The organism is Microbacterium zouquanmingi (genome assembly GCF_052266675.1).
Lineage (GTDB): Bacteria > Actinomycetota > Actinomycetes > Actinomycetales > Microbacteriaceae > Microbacterium.
In genome coordinates, this window is sequence record NZ_JBQPRA010000003.1 from 512,889 (window position 1) to 533,126 (window position 20,238).

A 20,238-nucleotide genomic window follows, 5' to 3' on the forward strand; every position below is an offset into this window, starting at 1 on the left:
AGGGGGGTCTTCCCTCTGAGCCCCCTTGAGCAACTCGGAGGGTTCCTACTCAGCCCAGTGGCAGTGCGGGCGGAGCCTGGGAGAAGTACCGCTCAGTGAAGACGAATAGAACCGTGTCAGCATCGCAGTCCGCGGCTTGAGCGATGATATCCGGCCGCTGGTCAGGATAGTCGAGATTGTGGCGCGCCTGGCATGTCGTCTCGAATGTGTTCGCCCAGATCGGAGCGAGAGCCTCACCCGTCGAATCTCGCATGATGAGCGCGCGGCCGACGCCCGATGAAGACTCAGTTCGCGCTGGCATGTCAAGAAGACCGACAGCTCCATCCTCGGGCCCGCTCTGGCTCAGTCCATCAACAGTGATCACTGATTGCACGGGCTCTGCGCTCGACAGAACAGGCGTTGCCCAGTCCTCTACATTCGAAGAATTCCCGTAGGGGGTGAACTCGTTCGGCGCCGCACTCAAGGTGATGCCATCCAGCTCAGGGATCTGAATCTGTGACCACACGGAATCGGGGTAGAGATCGGCAGCGCAGGTCACAGTCTGCTCCCACGCCGCGTATGCGCCGTATGGACTCCAGTGAGTGTTGACAGCTGAATAGACCGGCGCATCCTGCTTAGCCGATTCCATCCCTTGTCGCACATCGACAACCGGTAGATCACCCGCATGTTCCAGGAACTGCTCCAGATGAGTTTCCCCCTGCAATGCGTCCGCCCACTCGGGCAATTTCTCGCGGTACAGTTCCCACTTCGCGGGCGCCGGGACGATCACGAGGTCTCGGCCATCTTTTCGCAGCGACTCTTCGAGGTCGTTGAAGTAGACCAACCATTGTCCGAGTTGGTCATCTAACCAGGGCGCTCGACCCAGCGCTTGGGAGAAGTTGAAAGATTGTTCATCGCCCCAGAATTCGAAACCGTCGCGCCCTTCTACTCGCATGCCGAAGACCTCAGGATGCGCGGCGAAGACGGCCTCCGAACCAGCGGTCTGCTCTCCGACCCAGATATCTGAGGAATGCCGAGGGAAGCTCGAAGCGACACAGGACGCCGGCAATGTGCCTTGCTGCGAAGGCTGCTCAAGCACTTCCTTTCGCTGTTGCGCAGCATCTGCCTGCATGGACTGACGAGCTCCCACGCCGACTACCGACATCACGACCACTGCGACCATCAGAATCGTCAACGGGACGTAGTAGACGATGCGCCTGAACCTGGAGCGCGGCCGCTCCTGCTCTACGGCGTGCATGGTGTGGAGTGATGGACCGGCGCTCACGACTGAACCTCTTTGTTTGTCCGCAACGAATCTGCGAAACGCGTCGAGGAATAGTCGGGGTTGACGATTGCGCGCTTTACCGTCAGGGTGACAGGCGACATTCGTTGGAAGAATGCTGCAAGCCAGCGAGGCGTCCAGTCCTTGAGCGACATCGCAGGCTTCTCTATCAGGTGCCACGAAGCGATAGCCACCGCGTGAACGACGACAACGATCACGAGGTGGTAAACGAACCACCCATAGCGCTCGAGGCCAAAGTATGTCGCAAGTGTCATCAACGGCCAGGCGTAGATGTATATGCCATACGAAAAGTCACCGAACCGCGCCCAACGAGTGAGCGGAAGACGCATGCCCAGCCACATGAGGAAGTAAAGGAAGCCATACTGACCGACGACGTTCCACCCGCCGAATGCGTAAGCGAAGAGCCCGAGTCCGAGCATTCCGATTGCGACACGGTCATCCATGATGATCTTGTCGCCGTGAAGCGCAAACAACATGCCAAACGCGAACGGTGCGAAGAACATCAGGATGAAGGGGTCAGCCAGCACGCGGTTTAGCTCACCGATGTTCCCCGCGCCAAGCCACTGCAGTGCATTCAGCCCGATCACGATAAACGCGAATGCCGTCGCAAAGCGCTTGGATGCCAGGGCGCCGAAAAGACCTAGCAGACCGACGATGATGTAGCAGAGGAACTCATATGACAGCGTCCACGCCGAGCCGTTCCAGTCACGCACCCCATGGTTCAGGAAGTAAGGGACGGTCTCTCCGAGGCCCGCGATGTTTCGCTCACCAAGGGTGAGGAACATGTTGTCTACGAAGTAGGTCTTGGGCGACTCGACGAGCGCACCCCAGTAGCCGTCGAATGTTCCCTTCTCCAGGCGCCAGGCGATGGGTGCGAGCACAACAACCGTAAGGATGAGCGCTGCCCAGAATGCCGGGAAGATTCGCAGGCAGCGCCTCCAGAAGTACCGCCAGATCGTCGACCGACCCATTCGTGACTTCGTAATGAGGAAACCTGAGAAGAAGAAGAAGCCCGCGACTGCCACGCCACCTAGCGACTGTTCGTCGGAAATCTGAATACCGAGGTCCTGACCGCCATAGAACCCAGCGACCGGACCGGCGTGCGAGAAGATGACCAGAAAAGCCATCAGCCAACGAAGGAAGTCTAAGGAATTCGCACGGGGATTGAATGCCTGTTCAACAGTCAGCGGTCCACGTCTCTCGCTCACGCGGAGTTCCCCCTTCGAGCCTGGCGCGCATTGCGCCAACGGACGTATGTCCTCCGGCTCGCGTCGTACATCGGATAAACCAACCTCGCAAGTCGCGGGAGGCGAGTGTGCACCACACGCTTACTCATGCTCAACATGCTCGGTCCGCGCTCAAGTCGGTCAAGGTAAGCGCGCTGCTGCATCACAGTACCTGGGAGCCCCTGACTGAAGCTCTGGAGCTTGAACTCCAAGGACGGGTAGTTGATCGACGCGAGCTCTGTGCTCTGCACCGTATAGACCGGCATACCGGCACCGAGCGACGAGTATGTGAAAAGCCGTTCGAGCACGTGCGCGAGCGACCCATCGACATACGTCTCTTCATCGAAATCATCCCAGGTCAGCCCGGCATCGACGAGCGTACGCAGCGCGCGCGGACGAGCCATGAACATTGATCCATACGCAGAGAGCGGCGTCGACTCATCCAGCGGGGTCGTGATCCCCAGAGTCTTACATAGGCGTGCAGCTGGCTCCTTGTTCAAGTACCAGGCATTTCCCAAGGTCGGGAAACCAATGTGGATGATCGGCGGAACGAGCATCCCGATCTCCGGGCGCTCCGCGAACAGGTTTACGAGGTTTGCCGCATAGTTTTCGGAATGCAGGAGGTTACCGAACAAGTGTCGTTTGAACCATCCGCCTGCGACCGCACCGTCCTGGGGAGAGCGCTTCGAATGAAGTTTGACGACAAAGTCGAAGCTGTCGTCACGCAACAGATCAGCGCAGGTGATTAGGAAGGCTGAGACGTCTCGCCCCGCGTTAGATTGCGTCAATCGGACTTCGTAGGATTTTTCGCCCCGCTGCGCGAGCGCAGCTTCCAGATATTCCCGCTTCTGCTCCGTGTCTGTCGTGATGACGACGTGACGCGCACAGGGAAGCCTGTCGGCGTATCCCATGAGCTCATCGATCATGTCTTCGTAATAGCAATGGATCGCAACAAGCGCTCGCATCCCCCGAGCTCGCTCAAGCTGATCTGTATCGATCTCCAGCGCATCGGAATAGATGCGATGCAGCGAGAAGTTCGTCGCCACTACACGAGGCTCGGTCGTACGAGCGATGTTTTCCCACACGAGGTCAAGAGGGTAGTCAGAGGTCCGCTCGAGGGTGTCGATCACGTCCCGTCCGATGATCGCGTGGTCTGAAAAGTACAATGGATCGTGGAAGAACGTGCGTCGTTTCAGTATCGGACAGCGCTCTGCTGTGAGCTGCACTACCTCGTCCAAGATGGGGTTCAGGCTTGAATAGTTTTTTCCCCGGAAGAGAACTTCCGAGGAAAAGCCTCGGTCCTCGAAGTGGTGCGTGAAGCGCGCTTCGTGCATGTCAACGGATTGCTCATAACTCGAAATCATCGGCATGCCCTCCCAGTAATCGCGAAACGCGGGAGAGGTGAACATCGACTTGCGCACTGCAATCCAGTGCGACTGTATGTGACGAGGAAGAATGCCTTTGGCCGCGAAGGGATGCGGACGCACTTCACCATGCTCGGTGATCCCCCAGAAATCAACGTCCCACCCGTCTGCGCGATCGAACATCTCCGAGAACGGGAACATAGGCCCAAAGAAGGTGTAGTTGAGCAGAATCAGCTCGTCGTACGCAGCGAGGCGGTCATAACCAAAACGCTCCAACGCGTCTTTGTAGCCCCAAACGTCGAAGCCGACGTTCTCACGCTCCCAGACATCGTCGGCGACGCGCTCAAGGGTCTCACGACCAGCCTCACTGAGCGGACCGTTGGAGACGACGACGATGTGCTCGACGTGCTCGCGCAACTTCTCCAAGCAATAGGAGACGTAGCGGTCAACACTCCCGTCCTTCTCCCAGAAAAGATAGAAGGCAATGCGCTTCACGGGTCTCCTTCAAGGGGGTCGACAATCCTGTCGAGTATAGCCGCAGCTACCGCGACTTCCCTGTGGCAGACGCTCCCACTCGCCGAGTAGGGCGACCGATGGACATTTCGATCGAGCAGATCACACGGGATAGGATTGGGCGATTGAGCGGCGCGGCACGATCAGACTCGCTTGCTCCCCGACGCCGTCGCCATGACCCGAGCCGAGAAGCGGACCGAATGACAGACTCCACGCGCACGCGCAACCTCGCAGACTCGCACCGCGTGCTGATCATCACCCCCGATACGATCGGACGCCGGATGGGCGGGCCAGCCATTCGGGCGTGGGAAGTCGCCAAACGGCTGGGCGCACTGATGGAGGTTCGCCTCGTTTCCATCAAGGATGCGTCACTCACCCACTGCGCGTTCGAGACGTTTACCGCCGATGCTGATGAACTGCGCGTACACGTGGAATGGGCGGACGTGATCATGGGCCAGGGCGAAGTCTTCTCGCTGCATCCGTGGCTGGTTGAGTCCGAAGCGATTATCGTGGCTGACGCTTACGATCCGTTGCACCTTGAAGTATTGGAGTCTGGGCGAGACGGGGGCGAGGAAACCCGTAAGTTCCTCGTGAACTACTGCATCGACATGCTCACAACCCAACTTCAGCGAGCCGACTTCGTAGTTTGCGCCTCAGAGAAGCAGCGAGACTTCTGGCTCGGCCATCTCGGCGCCCTCGGACGCCTCTCCCCCGAGAATTACGACGCCGACCCCAGCCTTCGTTCCTTGATCGATGTCGTGCCGTTTGGCGTCTCTGATGAGCCGGCTGTACAGACGAGACATGGGATCCGAGACGAGGTTGAGGGCATCGGCCCCGACGATAAGGTCATCATCTGGGGTGGCGGCGTCTATAACTGGTTCGATCCACTCACTCTCATCCGTGCCGTGCATCAGTTGGCCCAGCGCCATCCCGACGTGAAGCTCTATTTTCTCGGGATGAAGTATCCGAACCCGGATGTTCACCAATCACAGATGGCCGCTGATGCGCTTCAGCTCGCCGATGAACTCGGTCTTATTGGGTCGCATGTCTTCTTCAACATGGATTGGGTCGACTACGACGACCGCATCAATTATCTGATGGACGCCAACGTGGGTGTCAGCACGCACAGTCATCACATCGAGACTGCCTTCAGTTTCCGCACGAGAATCCTCGACTACCTATGGGCGGGCCTCCCGATCGTTGCCACTGATGGGGACGGCTTCGCACCAATCATCCGAGATAACGAGTTGGGCATCGTCGTTCCACCCGAGGATGTCGATGCGCTGGTTGCCGCGCTCGAAGAGATTCTGTTCGTCAGCGACTGCGCGACGATTCAGGAGCATGTGAGTGAGTACGCGCGGCGGGTGACCTGGGACCGTGCGCTCACGCCCCTGACGGACTTCCTCCGCAACCCCGCGCACGCAGAAGATTATCCCAATTCGGGAGCGGAATCGTTGGATGCACATCGACTGCGCCACATCGAGTCCCTGGAAGCTAAGACCCTGCAGCTCGCAGAGCAGTTGGGCGACACACACCATAAGATGGCGAGCGCACTCGCCGAAGTAGACCGCATCCACCACAGCAGCTCGTGGCGCGTGACAGCGCCCATACGAACGCTTGGACGAATCCTGCGTCGCCGCTGATGCTCAGGCCGCGGCGGTGATCCTGGCTGCGACAGAACCCATAGTTGTCGTCGTGTCCTCCACCGTGAACATCCGCCCCTGCATGAGAACATGCGAATTGATGTCGATCACCTCGGAGACATTGGCATTGATGTAGTACTGCCCAGCCCCCAGATAGACCCGCTCGATACGGAAGTCGACGTGGGTCTCCCCCTCAGAGATGGCAGGGAGAGTGATGCCGAGACGTTCAGTGTTCGAGGCGATCGTCATCTGTCCGAGCGTTGTGTCGATGCTGAATCCCGCTGCCCAGCGCGGCATCGCCTGATTTGCGCGGACTCGAAGTCGAAGTACCAGCGGGTCGCCCACCGTCACCGTATCGACCTCGTTACCCTCGTCGTCAAGCAGGCCGATACCGATCACTTCGATCGGTTGATTGGAGGTCTCTTCAGGCAGCTCATCGAGCCGGCGACCTTCCAGAACACGGCGCAACACGGCGACGCCCTCGTTCACGTCGCCGTCAAACACAACTTCGCCCGACTGGAGGACCACGGCGCGATCACACAGCTCCTGCACCTGCGATGCCGAGTGAGAGACCAGGACGATGGTGCGCCCCTCGGCGCGGAATTGGGCGATACGTTCCATGCACTTGCGCTGAAAAGCTTCGTCACCGACAGCGAGCACCTCGTCGACCAGCAGCACATCGGGATTGGTGTGAACGGCGACCGCGAAGGCAAGCCGGACGAACATTCCCGAGGAATAGAACTTCACCTGGGTGTCGATGAAGTCGCCGATACCGCTGAACTCGTGGATGGCATCGAACTGTCTATCCACCTCTTCGCGGCTCAATCCGAGGATCGCCGCGTTCAGGTAGACGTTCTCACGGCCGCTCAGGTCAGGATGGAATCCGGCCCCGAGTTCCAACAACGCGGCCATACGGCCACGAGAGTAGATGATGCCACTCGTGGGCGCGACGATGCCACCGATCAGCTTGAGCAAGGTGCTCTTGCCCGAACCATTCGCACCGAGTAAGCCAACCGTTGTTCCTGCCTGGATGTCGAGCGTCACATCGTCGACGGCGGTGAACCGCTCGCGATGCTCTCGCCCAAGCTTTCCGAGGTGGAAGATACGGTCCTTGAGGGTGTTGTCCTTTCGCACCTGAAAGGTCTTCGTCACATTCTCGACGCGGACGACGACGGGACCGGGTTCAGCGGAGACGACCATCACAGCTCCTGTGCAAAGTTGCCCTGCAGCCGCTTGAAGACGCGGTGGGCGAAGACGACCAGTATGAGACCGATAACTAAGGCGATGAGGATCCGCAGCCCGAGTTCCGGTGGATAGTCGGCGGGCGTGCCACTCCCCCAGAACGCGCGATGGAATCCGAGCACCCCGAGCGTGATCGGGCTGTTGAGATACACCTCGAGCAGCCACGCCGGCAACTTGAGACTTACAAACGCGTCGGCCGCCATATGCCACGAGTAGACAATCGGCGAGGCCCACATCGCAAGCATGACGAGGAGCTCAAGTAGATACTGCACGTCACGCAGGTAGACGTTCACTGCTGAGAGGAATATTCCGAGCGCGAGGCCATACACGAGGATCAAGGCGACCGAAGGGAAGAACCACAGCATCTGCCACAAGTTATCCGGCAGCGCGTTGAAGACAAGCGCCGCGCCAAGCAAAACGCAGCACTGGATGAGGAACATGACGCCAGCGCCACCGATGCTGGCGAGCGGGAAGATTTCCCGAGGAAGATAGATCTTCTTCACCAGACCTGAGTTCGCGATGATCGAGCTCGCGGACCCGACCACCATTTCACTGAAGAAGCTGTAGAGCGTCAAGCCAGAGAACAGGTAGATCGCAAAGTCAGGAACGCCTTCGGCCGCACGCAAGAACTTGCCAAGGACAACGAAGTACATGAGAAACACGATGATCGGCCTGATGACCGTCCAGAGGAACCCGAGGACACTGTCGCGGTACCTCGCCTGAAGATCACGACGGACGAGGAGTCCCAAGAGTTCTCGTCGCTGGAAGAGCTCGCGTATCTTTCCACCGCGCGCGATCGTGACCAGTCCCGAGTGATCCGTACGCGTGAAGGGCGAGTCGGCAAGCAGCCTATATCGAGCGTCCGTATCCACCTTGCTCCACAATCTTCAAACCAACTTGCTCACTCTACCGTAGGCATCCCGGCGAACCGCTGAGCGGCCGACTCCGCGCTATCGGGTAGCCTCGACGGGAACGTTCGCAGCTGGGCGGACCCGGGTCAGAATGGTTAGAACATGACGGAATCCTCTTCCCCTGTGGTTGTCACCGGTGCCGGTGGGTACCTCGGGCCACACGTCGTCGCCGCTTTGGCAGACCGTGGCCACGAGGTCATCGCCGTTGTCCGCCCGGGATCGAGTGCGAAGACGGATCCCCGCGCCGTGCGCTTCGAAGCAGACATCCTCAGCCCACACTTCGATGTCGAGTCCTGGGGACGCGCCCCGCGACTGGTGCACCTCGCTTGGATGGATGGTTTTATCCACAACTCATCGGCCCATATGAGCCAGTTGTCCGCGCACTACCGGTTGCTCACTGCAGCGGCAGCAGCAGGGACTAAGCGGATCGTAGCTCTCGGCACCATGCACGAGGTCGGCTATTGGGAAGGCGCGATCACTGCGGAGACACCCACAGACCCGAAGTCGCAGTACGGGATCGCGAAGGACGCACTCCGGCGTGCGCTCCCTCTTGCGCTCGGGGACGACGTCAGCCTTGCCTGGGCACGCGCGTATTACATCTACGGCGATGACCGTCGAAGCAATTCGATCTTCCGCAAGCTGCTCGAGGCAGTCGACGACGGCAAGAAGATCTTCCCGTTCACGAGCGGCAAGAACATCTATGACTTCATTCGCGTGGAAGAGCTGGGCAGACAGCTTGCCGCACTGGTCGACGCCTCTGACGTCATCGGGACAATGAACTGCTGCAGTGGCACCCCCGTGTCGCTGGCGACCCAGGTCGAGAGATTCATCGCCGAGAACGATCTCCCGATCTCATTGGAGTACGGAGCCTTCCCCGATCGTCCGTACGACTCACCTGGAGTCTGGGGCGACGCCACAGTAATCAGTGCGGTGATGTCGCGGGGCTGAGTCGCCCCGCGACCTGTCGGCGTAAGACCGCCGCTTGCTTAGCGAACTGTCCCGTGGGCGAGCACCTCGAGCAAGTACTTTCCGTAACCACTCTTCAGAAGAGGCTCCGCTCGCTCGCGGAGCTCGTCGTCGCTGAGGAAGCCCATCCGCCACGCAACTTCCTCGGGACATCCGATGGAAAGTCCCTGCCGCTTCTGGACAGTGCGAATGTATTCGGTGGCTTCACCAAGTGAGTCGAACGTGCCTGTGTCCAGCCACGCGGTACCGCGTGGGAGGATCTGCACCTGCAGGTCACCGCGATCCAGATACACCCTGTTGAGGTCTGTGATCTCAAGTTCACCGCGAGCGGAGGGCTTCAGGTCCTTGGCGATCTCAACCACGTCATTGTCGTAGAAGTAGAGACCAGGAATCGCGTAGTTGCTCTTGGGTACGGCGGGCTTCTCTTCAATGGACAGAGCACGGCCCTGCGCGTCGAACTCCACGACGCCGTATGCCGTGGGGTCTGCAACCCAATACCCGAAGACTGCCGCTCCTGAGAGATTCGTGTACTCCCTCAGGTGTGATCCCATCCCAGGGCCATAGAAGATGTTGTCCCCGAGCACGAGGGCGGCAGTATCGCTGCCGATGTGGTCGGCTCCGAGCGTGAAAGCCTGCGCGAGCCCGTCTGGCGAATGCTGCTGCACATAGGTGAGGGATACACCGAACTTTGAACCGTCACCGAGCAATCGCTGGAACTGATCAGCGTCATGGGGCGTCGTAATGATCAGGATGTCCCGGATACCAGCCAGCATCAGCGTGGACAGCGGATAGTAAATCATCGGTTTGTCATAGACCGGGACCAGCTGCTTGGAGACGCCCATTGTGATCGGGTGAAGACGAGATCCGGTTCCACCGGCCAGGATTATGCCACGCATGCGCTCTAGTCTCTTCCATGGCACCGCCTCCCGCCAAATTTGGCGACGGCATTAGTATTGATGAATGCGAAAGCTCCTAGTTACCGGCGGCGCCGGGTTTATCGGCTCCGACTTCGTCCACTACGTCCTCGAGAACACCGACGACACCGTCACGGTGCTCGACAAGCTCACTTATGCAGGCGATCGCGCATCTGTGGCTGGCTTGCCTGCGGATCGGTTCCAGCTCGTCGAGGGAGATATCTGCAATTCGGATCTCGTCAACGAGCTGTTCGCTGAGCACGATGCCGTCGTCCACTACGCGGCAGAGTCCCACAACGACAACTCTCTCAGCGGCCCCGCCCCGTTCGTCGAGACGAACATCGTGGGAACATTCACTCTTCTCGAAGCCGCCCGTCGCACTGGCATTCGTTTCCACCACATCTCGACGGACGAGGTGTACGGCGATCTCGAGCTCGACGATCCGGCTCGTTTTACCGAGGACACCCCGTACAACCCCTCCAGCCCATATTCATCGACGAAGGCAGGATCCGACCTCCTGGTGCGGGCGTGGGTTCGCTCCTTCGGAGTACGAGCCACGATCAGCAACTGCTCGAACAACTATGGTCCTCGTCAGCACGTCGAGAAGTTCATTCCGCGGCAGATCACGAACCTGATCGACGGCATCCGCCCGCGGCTCTACGGCGACGGCTTGAATGTTCGCGACTGGATCCACGCCGACGACCACTCCTCGGCCGTTCTGCGCATCTTGGATGCCGGTCGCATTGGCGAAACCTACCTCATCGGTGCCGACGGTGAGAAGAGCAACCGTGAGGTGATCGAGTTGATCCTCGAGGCAATGGGACGCCCCTCAGATGACTATGATCTCGTCACTGACCGACCGGGCCACGACAGGCGCTATGCCATCGACTGGTCTAAGCTGCGCGACGAGTTGAAATGGACGCCCCAGTTCTCCGACTTCACCGCCGGCATCGTCGACACCGTCCAGTGGTACCGAGACAACGAGGACTGGTGGCGCCCGCAGAAGGCCGCCACGGAGGCAAAGTATCAGGAGGCTGGCCAGTGAACGGAGAGCTTCGCTTCGGCCTCCCTCTCGCCTGCCACACGACTCCGATCGAAGGTCTCCAGCGGTGGGATGTGCCCGTCCACGGCGACAACCGCGGGTGGTTCAAAGAAAACTGGCAACGCCAGAAGATGCGCGACCTCGGACTCCCCGACATGGGTCCAGTGCAGAACAACATCTCGTTCAACAAGACACGCGGTACAACGCGCGGCATCCACGCTGAGCCGTGGGACAAGTTCATCTCCGTCGCGACGGGGAGCGTTTTCGGAGCTTGGGTAGATCTGCGCGAAGGTCCTGGGTTTGGCACTGTGTACTCAACCGTCATAACTCCCGCAGTGGCGATCTTCGTGCCAAAGGGCGTGGGCAATGCGTTCCAGACGCTCGAGGATTCAACGGCCTACTCGTATCTGGTCAATGAGCACTGGGCCCCCGACGCGGAATACACATTCCTCAACCTGGCGGATGAGACCGTCGCCATCGAGTGGCCGGTGCCGTTGAGCGAAGCCGAGCTGTCCCCGAAAGACCAGCAGCATCCACGGTTGAGCGCCGTCACACCGATGCGAATCAGCTGACAACAGCAGAAATGAGAGGAGCCTTGCCGGATGGCAAGGCTCCTCTCATTTCTGCTGCACTTTAGCGAAGGACACCATCTGCCACGACGAGGACGGCGGAGGGTACCCCGTATACCGCACTCGCCCAAGCCTGCTGATCCGCGCTCATCGCGGTGAGTCCGCCCGAAGCGAGATACACCTGCTCGCTGTTGGCCTCTCGAACGAAGCGCGCACCTGTTGCGGCGGGCGCCGGCAACGCTGAGATGACGGGCGCCGAGGCAGACGGGAACGCAAGCGATCCGTAGTTCAGGGCGTCAACCTGTGCCCACCCCTGTGCTGAGAGCACGAAGGCCGCTCCGCCGCTCTCCGCGCGGACAGGCAACGTGCCAGAAGGCTTCAGCAGCGCAAACGAGTCATCTGTGAGGGCTTTGGCGGACGCCTTGAGCACCTCGACCTGCGCTGCTGTCGGGACGTCGAGAACCATGCCACCGTCGACGAGGAGTCGCATGGTTCCATCCGCACTGCGGTACGCGCCGTTGGCGACCACGGGATCGCCCAGCGGCAGCGTCTTCAGGAGCTCAGCTGACACTGCCGTCGCGGCAGATCCGATCCCATACGCGGCGAGGATGGTCGTGTCCGGGACTTCCCGTCGTTTCCCCGACTGAATGAGCCATTTCTCACCGCTCGGAGCTTGGAGCAATGACGTCAAGATTCCGCCGTCCTTCAGTGCCAGAACGTCGATCGCCACTGTCGGCAACGATGCGCAGTCCCTGCCGAACGCGGCCACGGCAGCGCAGTCTCTGAGCTGATAGGCCGTAACGCCATCGGTGACCATGAATCTCGAGTCCGTGGTCTTGACGACCACTCCCGGAGCCAACGGCACGCCCTTCAACGCACCATCCGCAAGAGACCAGAGTCGCGAAGACAGCCCGAAGTAGGCGGCGAGCCAGTTGCGTGCAGCATCGTTTTCAACCGGCTGCAGGGTGCCTCCTGACACGAGGAAGGTTTGTGTCGACGCACGATCCTTGACGAAATGCGGGCGGGTCTCGGAGAGCACGATCGGCAAGCCGCTCCATGCCGCCGAGGCTGCCGCCGCGAATGCGCCCGTGCCACCGTAAAGGGCAGGGTCCACCTGTAGCCAGCCCTGTTCAGTCAACAGGAGTGCACGGCTATCACTGAGCATCCGAACACTCAGATCGCCGTTCGGCGGCATCAGCGCGGTGCTCTCCGCGGTGAGGCGGCGCGCCGTCTGCGCGACGACGGGCAGTTGCGCGGGAGCACGGAAGGTACCTGCCGGGTTGGAGAGGAGGAATGCTCCTCCGCCATCGGTGTAGACCCCGGTCCCCAGCACGGGCGACCCAACCGTGAGCGTCCGCACGAGGGTTGTCGAGACGCTGCTCGAGGCAGGTCCAATCCCGAATGGTGCGAGAACCGTAGCATCGGGAACCTCCCGACGCGTTCCCGACTGAATGAGCCAGGTCGTACCGTCAGTCTGACGCACGAGTCGCTCGAGCGTACCCCGATCGCTGTACTGCGCTACCTCAGAAGCGGAAAGCGTCGCAAGCTGAGTGCAGTCTGCCCCCCAATCGCTCACCTGACCGCAGTCGCGGAAGCGATACCGATTGGTCCCATCGATGAGATAGGCCGTGCCATTATCAGTGCGGACCAGACGCTGTGCCGGTGCGACTCGACTTCCCAGCACGGTATCCGCCACGACGCGCACCTGTGAAGGCACACCGAATGTGGCGGTGATCCACCGCTGCTTATCAGCATCCGCCAATTGCATGGTGCCGCCGGAAACCAAGAAAACCTGGAGACCAGACTGTTCGCGTACGAAATGGGGTCCGAGTGCGGAGCCAACCGAAGGCATTCCCGCCAACGAGCTCACCGGCAGGTCGACGAATGACACGGCCGATCCGTATGCGTCGACCTGGAGCCACCCATTGACACTCAAGAGGTAGGTTTTGCCAGCGACCTTCGCAGCGAGTGGCAGCGTGCCCGCGCTTGCGATCCGGTCCCATGTCTCCTTCGTGATGCGTTTCGCAGCCGCAGCAACCGCCGAAACCTGACCCTCTGGCGAGATGTCGTAGACACCACCGTTCAAGTGCGCGCGCATTCCATCTGCGCCATCGGAATAGACACCCGATGCAAGAACCGGGTCGCCGAGTTTATACTCGGACGCCATCGCGTTCGAGACTGCGCTGGCTCCGCTCGACATCCCGTAGTTGAGCAGCAGAGAACGGTCAACTACTTCACGACGAGAGCCGCTCTGAATCAGCCAGGAGGTGCCCAAAGCCGTGATCGACGGCTCTAGAGTCCCCCCATCACCGTAGATCGAGACCTGTCCCTGACCTACCTGTGGAAGAGAACCGCACTCCCATCCGAAGTCGGTCGCACGGCTGCATGTCGGCACCCAAATACGACGTCCGCTGTCTAGCAAGTAAACATGCCCGGCGTCCGTACGCACAGCGCGGGGGGCAACGCCACCATCGGGGAAAGCCGCGAGCTGCGCGGAGGACACGGTCTGCATGGGCGCGATCCAGGTGAACTGCACCGCACGCTCGGCTGTCGGGAAGCTGTACTTTTTACCTTGCGTAACGAGATAGGTTGCGCCGCTCGACGAGTCCTTCATGACCTGCGCTCCGGAAGACCGCGTCGACCCGAACCAGTCAGTGAAGTAATTGTAGAAGTTGCGGTTACCGTAGGCACCGCAACTGTCGCCCTCACCGTATCCCGCGGCCAGCGCCGCGGCGTTGGGCTGGTAAGGCGTGTAGTAGTAGAGGGCTTCCGTCGCCTTGTTCTCGATGTAGACCGGGCCGGTACCGCAACGAGCGCGGTCTGGGTGGTACTGGATCTGCCAGGTCTGACCCGCCTTATACCACTGGAACCAACGTCCCTCGAGGTAGATCTGCATCTGACGCGCTGCGCCGTAGACCTGAGCGAAGAATCCCGCGAAGGCAGTGTCACAGGGAGCGGTATCCGGACAGGCCTGCCCCATCGCCGCGTTGTAGCGCCAGTCACTCGGCCATGTGTGGGTGACCAAGCCCTGCTCCTTCTGGAGCATGACGATCAGCACCTGGGGGTTGATGTTGCAGGACTGAGCGACGCGATAGATGATGCTCGCAGCAGACTCGCTCGATGATCCCGAATATCCAGAACAGTACGAGTCAGCAGACTTCGACTGCGTTACGGTTCGGAGGTCTTTCAGGCAGACATACCCCGACTGGCACGAAGCAACCTTGGAATTAAGGAACGACTGGACCTGGGCTTCGCTCATCGTCCCCTTGTTCGTAAACACGGCGTCACTGATGATGTTGCCGGCGCTGAACCCGGCGAGCGAGGTCTTGACAAGCCCTGTCTGTGTCGTATCTCCCACAGTGCGTGCGAGATTCGCAGAGGAGTCGACGGAGACCGCGGCGGACGCGCTCGCTGCTCCGAGCGGCGCAACTCCGCTTATCGCCACGGCGATCACTGCAATGAGAACTGTGAGGAATCTGGCGATTCCACCCATGCCGTTGGGGCGTGAGGCACGTGTAGACATGTGACTAGTGTGACGGAAGTCGCGCAATGATGCCACTGTGATCCAATTGTTCAGGTATTTTGACGCGTGTCGTGGATATTCTCAGGCGCTGGACAGAGTTCTCAGAGGCGCCTCGCCGATCGAGCCGAAAGTCGTCACAACTCCGCATGAAGCGCCCACACGCGCTCCGCCGCACTCTCCCATGAGAACGCTTTTGCGCGATCCGCCGCAAGCACCCGCAGACGCTTCTCCCCTGCGCCGACGGCGTCGACCAGAGCATCCGTCATCTCCTCGATCGCGACGAGAGCGCCGCCTTCGGCGACAACGTCGCGATGCACTCCGCTGTCAGAGGCGACAATCGGCACCCGCAGCGTGAAAGCTTCCATCGCCCGCCACGGCCACGCCGACGCCGAGCTGGGCGCTATGAACGCCGCTGCGGCCCCCAGCACGGCCGCACGATCCGAAGCCGCCAGACGCCCTCGCACGTGCGCACGGCGCTCCGGCAGCCCTGCCGCCGACGCCATCTCGACAAGACGAGGTTCAGCGCCCTCCGCCGCGTCGAGGACCACGACATCGATATCCGCTGCGGCTGCCGCACGAAGCCCGTTCTCGAGTGCGTCTTCCGGTCCGACCAGCACCACGTACCGCTCCGGCAGTGACAGCGCCTCACGCCTGCGCGCAGCGTCCAAGGGCATGACGAAACCGTCTGGAGCGGCGCCGGCGATCACTCGCACCCGGTCACCGAGCTTCGCGAAGTCTTTGATCCTCTCGGCCATCGCATGCGTGGGCACGACGACAGCATCTGCGTGCTTCGCCGCACGCCGAAGCATCCCTCGTTGCCATGCGACGTTCGATTTCGACAGGTTCTGGGGCGCCTCCCACGCGCTCAGATCCCACACCGTCAGCGCGACTTGGTCGTTATCGTGCACACGATCATGCTTGACCAGCGGTGCCATCAGAGACGGCGCATGGATGAGCCCACCGCCCACCCCCGGAGCGATCCCCATCTGCCACGATGCGGCCAGTTCACGGCGCCCGAGTCTTAGAGAGCGTACCCCGGCGACGCCGGGAATCGCGGCGTCTCCGCCAGCGGGGACGATCAGCTCAACGGAGCATCCAGACGGAGCAGTGACGACCAGCCCTGTGACGAGGTCACGCGCGGCCTGGGCCTGGTCGGCGTCGACAATCGTCGCGATCTGGTCGAGAACGACGCGCAACTGAGCACCCATACGCTCAGATTATCCGCGCACGCCCGGAATCTCGGTGCCGCGCGCCGGAGCATGCTTGAATGCACTCATGAGTGACGGTCGACTGCCACCGCGACGACGCTGGGTGGGATGGGTGGTCGGCCTGACACTGCTCGTCGTCATACTCGCGGTCGGCTGGGTCTTCTTCCGCGGGTTCGGCGCCGCGAGCGAACTGCAGAACGTGCGCAACTCCGTCGGGCAGCTGCAGTCCGCCATCAACGACCGCGATTTCGCACGGGCTGAGCAGATCACCCCGCGGATCGAGCAGCATGCGGCCGTTGCCCACGACCTCACATCCGACCCAGTCTGGCGCAGCTTCGAGTTCATCCCCTGGCTCGGCGGTGACTTCACCTCGTTGCGTGAAATCGCCGAGATCACCGACGACGTGGCGACCAATGCGATCACACCTCTGATCGCCGTCGCGAGAGAAGCCGACCTCGCAACCCTCGGGCTCAGCGGTTCGCACGTCGATCTGGCCCCGCTCGCCGTTCTGCAGGAACCGCTGGGCGAGTCCGCCACGACGCTCGCTGCCGCTGATCTGCGCGCTCAGCGCGTCGACACCGACGTCACGATCCCGATGATGGGAGACGTCATCACCCAGACGCGCGATCTCATCCACGATGCCTCCGCAACGGTCGGCGCGATGCACGGGGCATCCGTGCTGCTGCCGAACATGCTCGGCAGCAACGGACCCCGCACCTATCTCGTCGCGGTCCAGAACAACGCGGAGCTTCGCTCACACGGTGGCGCAGTGCAAGCACTCGCGCTGATGCACGCCGAGAACGGCGCACTGAGCATTGACCGCACCGTCTCCGCGCACGACTTCCCGGCCCTCGACGCGCCCCTTCCGCTCGACGAGGCGACAGTTGCGCTGTACGGCGACGCTCCGGGCCGAATCGTGCGCGATGCCACGAGCATCCCCGGCTTCGCAGAGGCGGGAGCGATGCTCGCGACGCGCTGGCACCAACAGTACGGCGACGCGATCGACGGCGTCATCGCAGTGGACCTCATCGCGCTGCAACAGCTGACCGCAGCCACCGGACAGATCTCCTTCAGCGATTTCACCGCCGGCCCCGACACTCTCGTAGAGGTTCTCGCCTCTGAGGTTCCCGCCACCGGTGCAGACTCCACCGCCTACGATGCCTTGGTCGTCCAGGCCACGAGCGCGCTGGTGTCGGCGCTCCTGATGTCAGACGATCCGCCTGCCGTCCTCGGAGCGCTTTCGGATGCCGCATCCGGAGACCGCATCCGCGTCTGGAGCGTCCATCCCGAAGAGCAGGCCGCGCTGGGAGCATCCACTCTCGGCGGAACGCTGCCGAACGACACCGAGAGCGATGTCTACGTCGAGGTGCTGTTCAACGACCGCACCGGCGGCGCGATGGACTATTACGCTGATGCCGCCATCACCCGGGCCATCGGTGAATGTCACGGCGATCAGACCACCCAGGTGCACGTGACGTGGACGAACGACGCCCCCGCGAGCGAACTCCCGGCGTCGGTGACCGGCGCAGATCCCGAGGATCCCGAGGGCCTCGAGCCGGGCACGACGCGCACCCTCATCGCGATCGTGGGCCCAGAAAGCGCGACCGCAAAGCAAACCGGTGACACACAAGCGCAGCTCGGCGAGCGCCCCGTCGTGCAGTACGACGTGACACTGCCCGTGGGCGAATCTGTCACGATCACGGCGACGTTCACCGGTTCAGGCACGGGAGAACAGTTCGCCCACGTACGACACACGCCGATGCTCAATCAGGTCGACGTGACGCGGGCTGCTCTCGAGTGCGAGTAAGTCCTACGGCTCCGGTGTCGGTTCCGGCGTCGGCGGGTGCAGCGTCTGCGTCACGAGCTCATGGATGAACGCATAATCGGGCTGGTGCTCATCGACGCCGTTCTCAGGGATGAGCTCGATCGTCGTGACCGGCTGCTCTTTCGCCTTCAGCATGAGGTCGAAGAACTCGCTCAGCTTGTCGCGCGGAAGATCTGTATCGATGAGGACGGTGCCGGCAGCCGCGATGTCATTGAAGCGACTCAAGATGTTCTGCGGCGTGAACTGGTCGAGGATCGCAACCTGGAGCTCGCGCTGACGCTGCATGCGATCCCAGTCACTGGTCGTGTAGCGCGAGCGCGCATACCACTGGGCCGTGTCACCGTCCATGTGCTGTTGACCGGGCTCGATCCATCCGATCGCCCATTCATTGACGTCGTTGCCGTGCCATCCCTCGGGCGGACCCCCCTTCGGAAGCCGCTCGGTGACGTTGATGTCGACGCCGCCGAGAGCATCGATCATGGCGGCGAAGCCGTTCATGTCGACGAAGATGTAGTAGGGGATGTCGATCCCGAGCACCCCTTCCGCAGCATCCTTCGTCGCCTCGATTCCCGGGGCGGAACCGTGGGATGCGGCATCCGGATAAAGGCCTGCGCCCTTGTCTTCGCGGCAGACCTCTGCCGCGTTTCGCACGTGGTTCATCCACGGGTTCCACCCGCAGTTCTGCGAAGAATGTCCCTCGAAGCCGTTCGGGTAGAGCGCCTGCATCGGGCTGCCGCCGCTGAACGGCGCACTGGGCAGCTCGCGGGGGATGCCGAAGATCGTCACCGCTCCCGTGTCGGCGTTCACCGACACCACTGAGATGCTGTCGAAGCGCATGGAGTCGCGTCCGTCGCCACTGTCGGCGCCGAGCAGCAGGATGTTGTAGTAGCCGTCGCTGGGTGGAAGACTCGGGCCGCTCTGCCCGAAGATGTCGTTGATCGCGCCACGACCGGATGCCACGACACTCGCAGCGTATCCCGCGCCACCGCTGAGCATTCCCACGATGACGAGTCCGACGACGGGGATCGCGATGCGTGAGATCGGCGGCACTTTCACCAAGCGCACGATACTCAGCGTGCTGAGCGTCAGCACGACCCAGAGCGCCGCGTAAGCGATGAGCAGCGCCTGAATCAGCGTAAGAACGAACCAGTTGGATGCCAACGTGATGAGCCCCGACTGCCAGACCACCGCCGCGGCGATGGTGCAGATCACGAGGAACCAACTGAGCAGGGTCGCGGCAAGCCCGAATCGGCCGAGCTTGCGATTGCGACCGGAGAGGATCTGCGCTGACCCCGGGACCAGCACATTCATGACGACCAGCCACCAGCCGCGCCGCCCCATGAATGCGGGGTCGGCGGCGTCAGGATTGCGCAGCGGGCGCGGCTCGATCAGTGGCCTTCCCGTCCTTGCCGGCGTGCTGCTGCGCGGCGCGGCCAGAGTCACAGGGAATCCTTGAGACGCTCATTCTTCTCCGCCACCTGCGACTCGAGGGTTCGTGCGTACTCTTCGACCCGGTCCGCGAGCGCATCATCGCCGGTGCCGAGGATGCGTGCTGCGAGGATGCCGGCGTTGCGCGCGCCTCCGATCGACACGGTGGCAACGGGGATGCCCGCCGGCATCTGCACGATCGAGAGCAGCGAATCCATGCCGTCGAGATAGGCCAGTGGCACCGGAACGCCGATGACAGGCAGGGCCGTCATGGACGCGAGCATTCCCGGTAGGTGGGCGGCGCCGCCCGCCCCCGCGATGATGACCCGGATGCCGCGACCGCGCGCTTCGCGCGCGTACTGCATGAGCTTGTCGGGCGTGCGGTGCGCAGACACGACCTCGACTTCGTGCGGGATGCCGAAGTCGGAGAGCGCCTGCGAGGCGTCGCTCATCACGCGCCAGTCGGAGTCGGAACCCATCACGACGCCGACAACGGGCACAGCAGAGGAATGCAGTGGCTCAGTCACTCCCCCAGGGTACTTTCTGATACCCCGGGTTCCGCTGAACGGCGCGCCTGTCGAT

14 protein-coding genes and 1 pseudogene are annotated in these 20,238 nt (G+C 61.6%); 5 read left to right on the top strand and 10 right to left on the bottom strand.

Annotation, left to right across the window (positions count from 1 at the left end; translation table 11 throughout):
* Nucleotides 1-49: 49 nt before the first annotated feature.
* Genes ACTU6V_RS09925 through ACTU6V_RS09935 form a run of 3 tightly spaced genes read right to left on the bottom strand, consistent with a single transcriptional unit; the run spans nt 50 to nt 4,367 of the window.
* Nucleotides 50-1,264 carry an alginate O-acetyltransferase AlgX-related protein gene (locus ACTU6V_RS09925; RefSeq protein WP_443475510.1) on the bottom strand — a complete coding sequence of 405 codons (1,215 nt, stop codon included), beginning with the start codon at nt 1,262-1,264 and terminating at the stop codon, nt 50-52.
* Nucleotides 1,261-2,490 carry an acyltransferase family protein gene (locus ACTU6V_RS09930; protein ID WP_443475511.1) on the bottom strand — a complete coding sequence of 410 codons (1,230 nt, stop codon included), beginning with the start codon at nt 2,488-2,490 and terminating at the stop codon, nt 1,261-1,263. The genes ACTU6V_RS09925 and ACTU6V_RS09930 overlap by 4 nt, the downstream gene beginning before the upstream one ends.
* Complete coding sequence (locus tag ACTU6V_RS09935) at nt 2,487-4,367, bottom strand: rhamnan synthesis F family protein (protein ID WP_443475512.1); 1,881 nt, start codon at nt 4,365-4,367, stop codon at nt 2,487-2,489. Before ACTU6V_RS09935 ends, ACTU6V_RS09930 begins: the two co-directional genes overlap by 4 nt.
* 263 nt (nt 4,368-4,630) lie before the next feature.
* Here ACTU6V_RS09935 and ACTU6V_RS09940 point away from each other — a divergent pair, with 263 nt between their 5' ends.
* Nucleotides 4,631-6,028, top strand: coding sequence for a glycosyltransferase family 4 protein (locus ACTU6V_RS09940; RefSeq protein WP_443475513.1), 1,398 nt, complete (start codon nt 4,631-4,633; stop codon nt 6,026-6,028).
* Between the two features lie 3 nt (nt 6,029-6,031).
* On the opposite strand, the gene ACTU6V_RS09945 is transcribed toward ACTU6V_RS09940, so the two are convergent.
* The gene (locus ACTU6V_RS09945; RefSeq protein ID WP_443475514.1) at nt 6,032-7,228 is read right to left on the bottom strand and encodes an ABC transporter ATP-binding protein; all 1,197 of its coding nucleotides are present in this window, start codon (nt 7,226-7,228) and stop codon (nt 6,032-6,034) included.
* On the bottom strand, nt 7,228-8,019 hold the full coding sequence (locus tag ACTU6V_RS09950; RefSeq protein WP_443475571.1) for an ABC transporter permease: 792 nt from the start codon (nt 8,017-8,019) through the stop codon (nt 7,228-7,230). The genes ACTU6V_RS09945 and ACTU6V_RS09950 overlap by 1 nt, the downstream gene beginning before the upstream one ends.
* A 264-nt stretch (nt 8,020-8,283) precedes the next feature.
* On the opposite strand from ACTU6V_RS09950, the gene ACTU6V_RS09955 reads away from it, so the two are divergent.
* Entirely contained in the window at nt 8,284-9,129 is an 846-nt protein-coding gene (locus ACTU6V_RS09955; protein WP_443475515.1) for an NAD-dependent epimerase/dehydratase family protein, read from the top strand.
* A gap of 38 nt (nt 9,130-9,167) precedes the next feature.
* On the opposite strand, the gene rfbA is transcribed toward ACTU6V_RS09955, so the two are convergent.
* Nucleotides 9,168-10,043 (bottom strand): glucose-1-phosphate thymidylyltransferase RfbA, encoded by an 876-nt coding sequence (rfbA, locus tag ACTU6V_RS09960; RefSeq protein ID WP_443475516.1) that lies wholly within the window; start codon nt 10,041-10,043, stop codon nt 9,168-9,170.
* Nucleotides 10,044-10,107: 64 nt separating this feature from the next.
* Between rfbA and rfbB the strand changes: the two genes are divergently transcribed.
* Both rfbB and ACTU6V_RS09970 read left to right on the top strand, forming a co-directional pair.
* Nucleotides 10,108-11,106, top strand: a complete 999-nt coding sequence (gene rfbB, locus ACTU6V_RS09965) for a dTDP-glucose 4,6-dehydratase (protein WP_443475517.1) — start codon at nt 10,108-10,110, stop codon at nt 11,104-11,106.
* A pseudogene (locus tag ACTU6V_RS09970) lies at nt 11,103-11,663 on the top strand (dTDP-4-dehydrorhamnose 3,5-epimerase family protein); the annotation flags it as partial. The gene rfbB and the pseudogene ACTU6V_RS09970, both read left to right, overlap by 4 nt.
* A gap of 73 nt (nt 11,664-11,736) precedes the next feature.
* On the opposite strand, the gene ACTU6V_RS09975 reads toward ACTU6V_RS09970, so the two are convergent.
* The gene (locus ACTU6V_RS09975; RefSeq protein ID WP_443475518.1) at nt 11,737-15,195 is read right to left on the bottom strand and encodes a LasA N-terminal domain-containing protein; all 3,459 of its coding nucleotides are present in this window, start codon (nt 15,193-15,195) and stop codon (nt 11,737-11,739) included.
* Nucleotides 15,196-15,329: 134 nt separating this feature from the next.
* On the bottom strand, nt 15,330-16,403 hold the full coding sequence (locus ACTU6V_RS09980; RefSeq protein ID WP_443475519.1) for a glycosyltransferase: 1,074 nt from the start codon (nt 16,401-16,403) through the stop codon (nt 15,330-15,332).
* A gap of 67 nt (nt 16,404-16,470) precedes the next feature.
* Between ACTU6V_RS09980 and ACTU6V_RS09985 the strand changes: the two genes are divergently transcribed.
* Nucleotides 16,471-18,210: a DUF4012 domain-containing protein gene (locus ACTU6V_RS09985; RefSeq protein ID WP_443475520.1), complete on the top strand. Its 1,740-nt coding sequence runs from the start codon at nt 16,471-16,473 to the stop codon at nt 18,208-18,210.
* 3 nt (nt 18,211-18,213) lie between these two features.
* Here ACTU6V_RS09985 and ACTU6V_RS09990 read toward each other — a convergent pair whose 3' ends face one another.
* Nucleotides 18,214-19,671: an LCP family protein gene (locus ACTU6V_RS09990; protein WP_443475521.1), complete on the bottom strand. Its 1,458-nt coding sequence runs from the start codon at nt 19,669-19,671 to the stop codon at nt 18,214-18,216.
* A complete protein-coding gene (purE, locus tag ACTU6V_RS09995) occupies nt 19,668-20,135 on the bottom strand; it encodes a 5-(carboxyamino)imidazole ribonucleotide mutase (protein WP_443467881.1) in 468 nt (155 codons plus the stop codon). Before purE ends, ACTU6V_RS09990 begins: the two co-directional genes overlap by 4 nt.
* Nucleotides 20,136-20,238 lie beyond the last annotated feature (103 nt).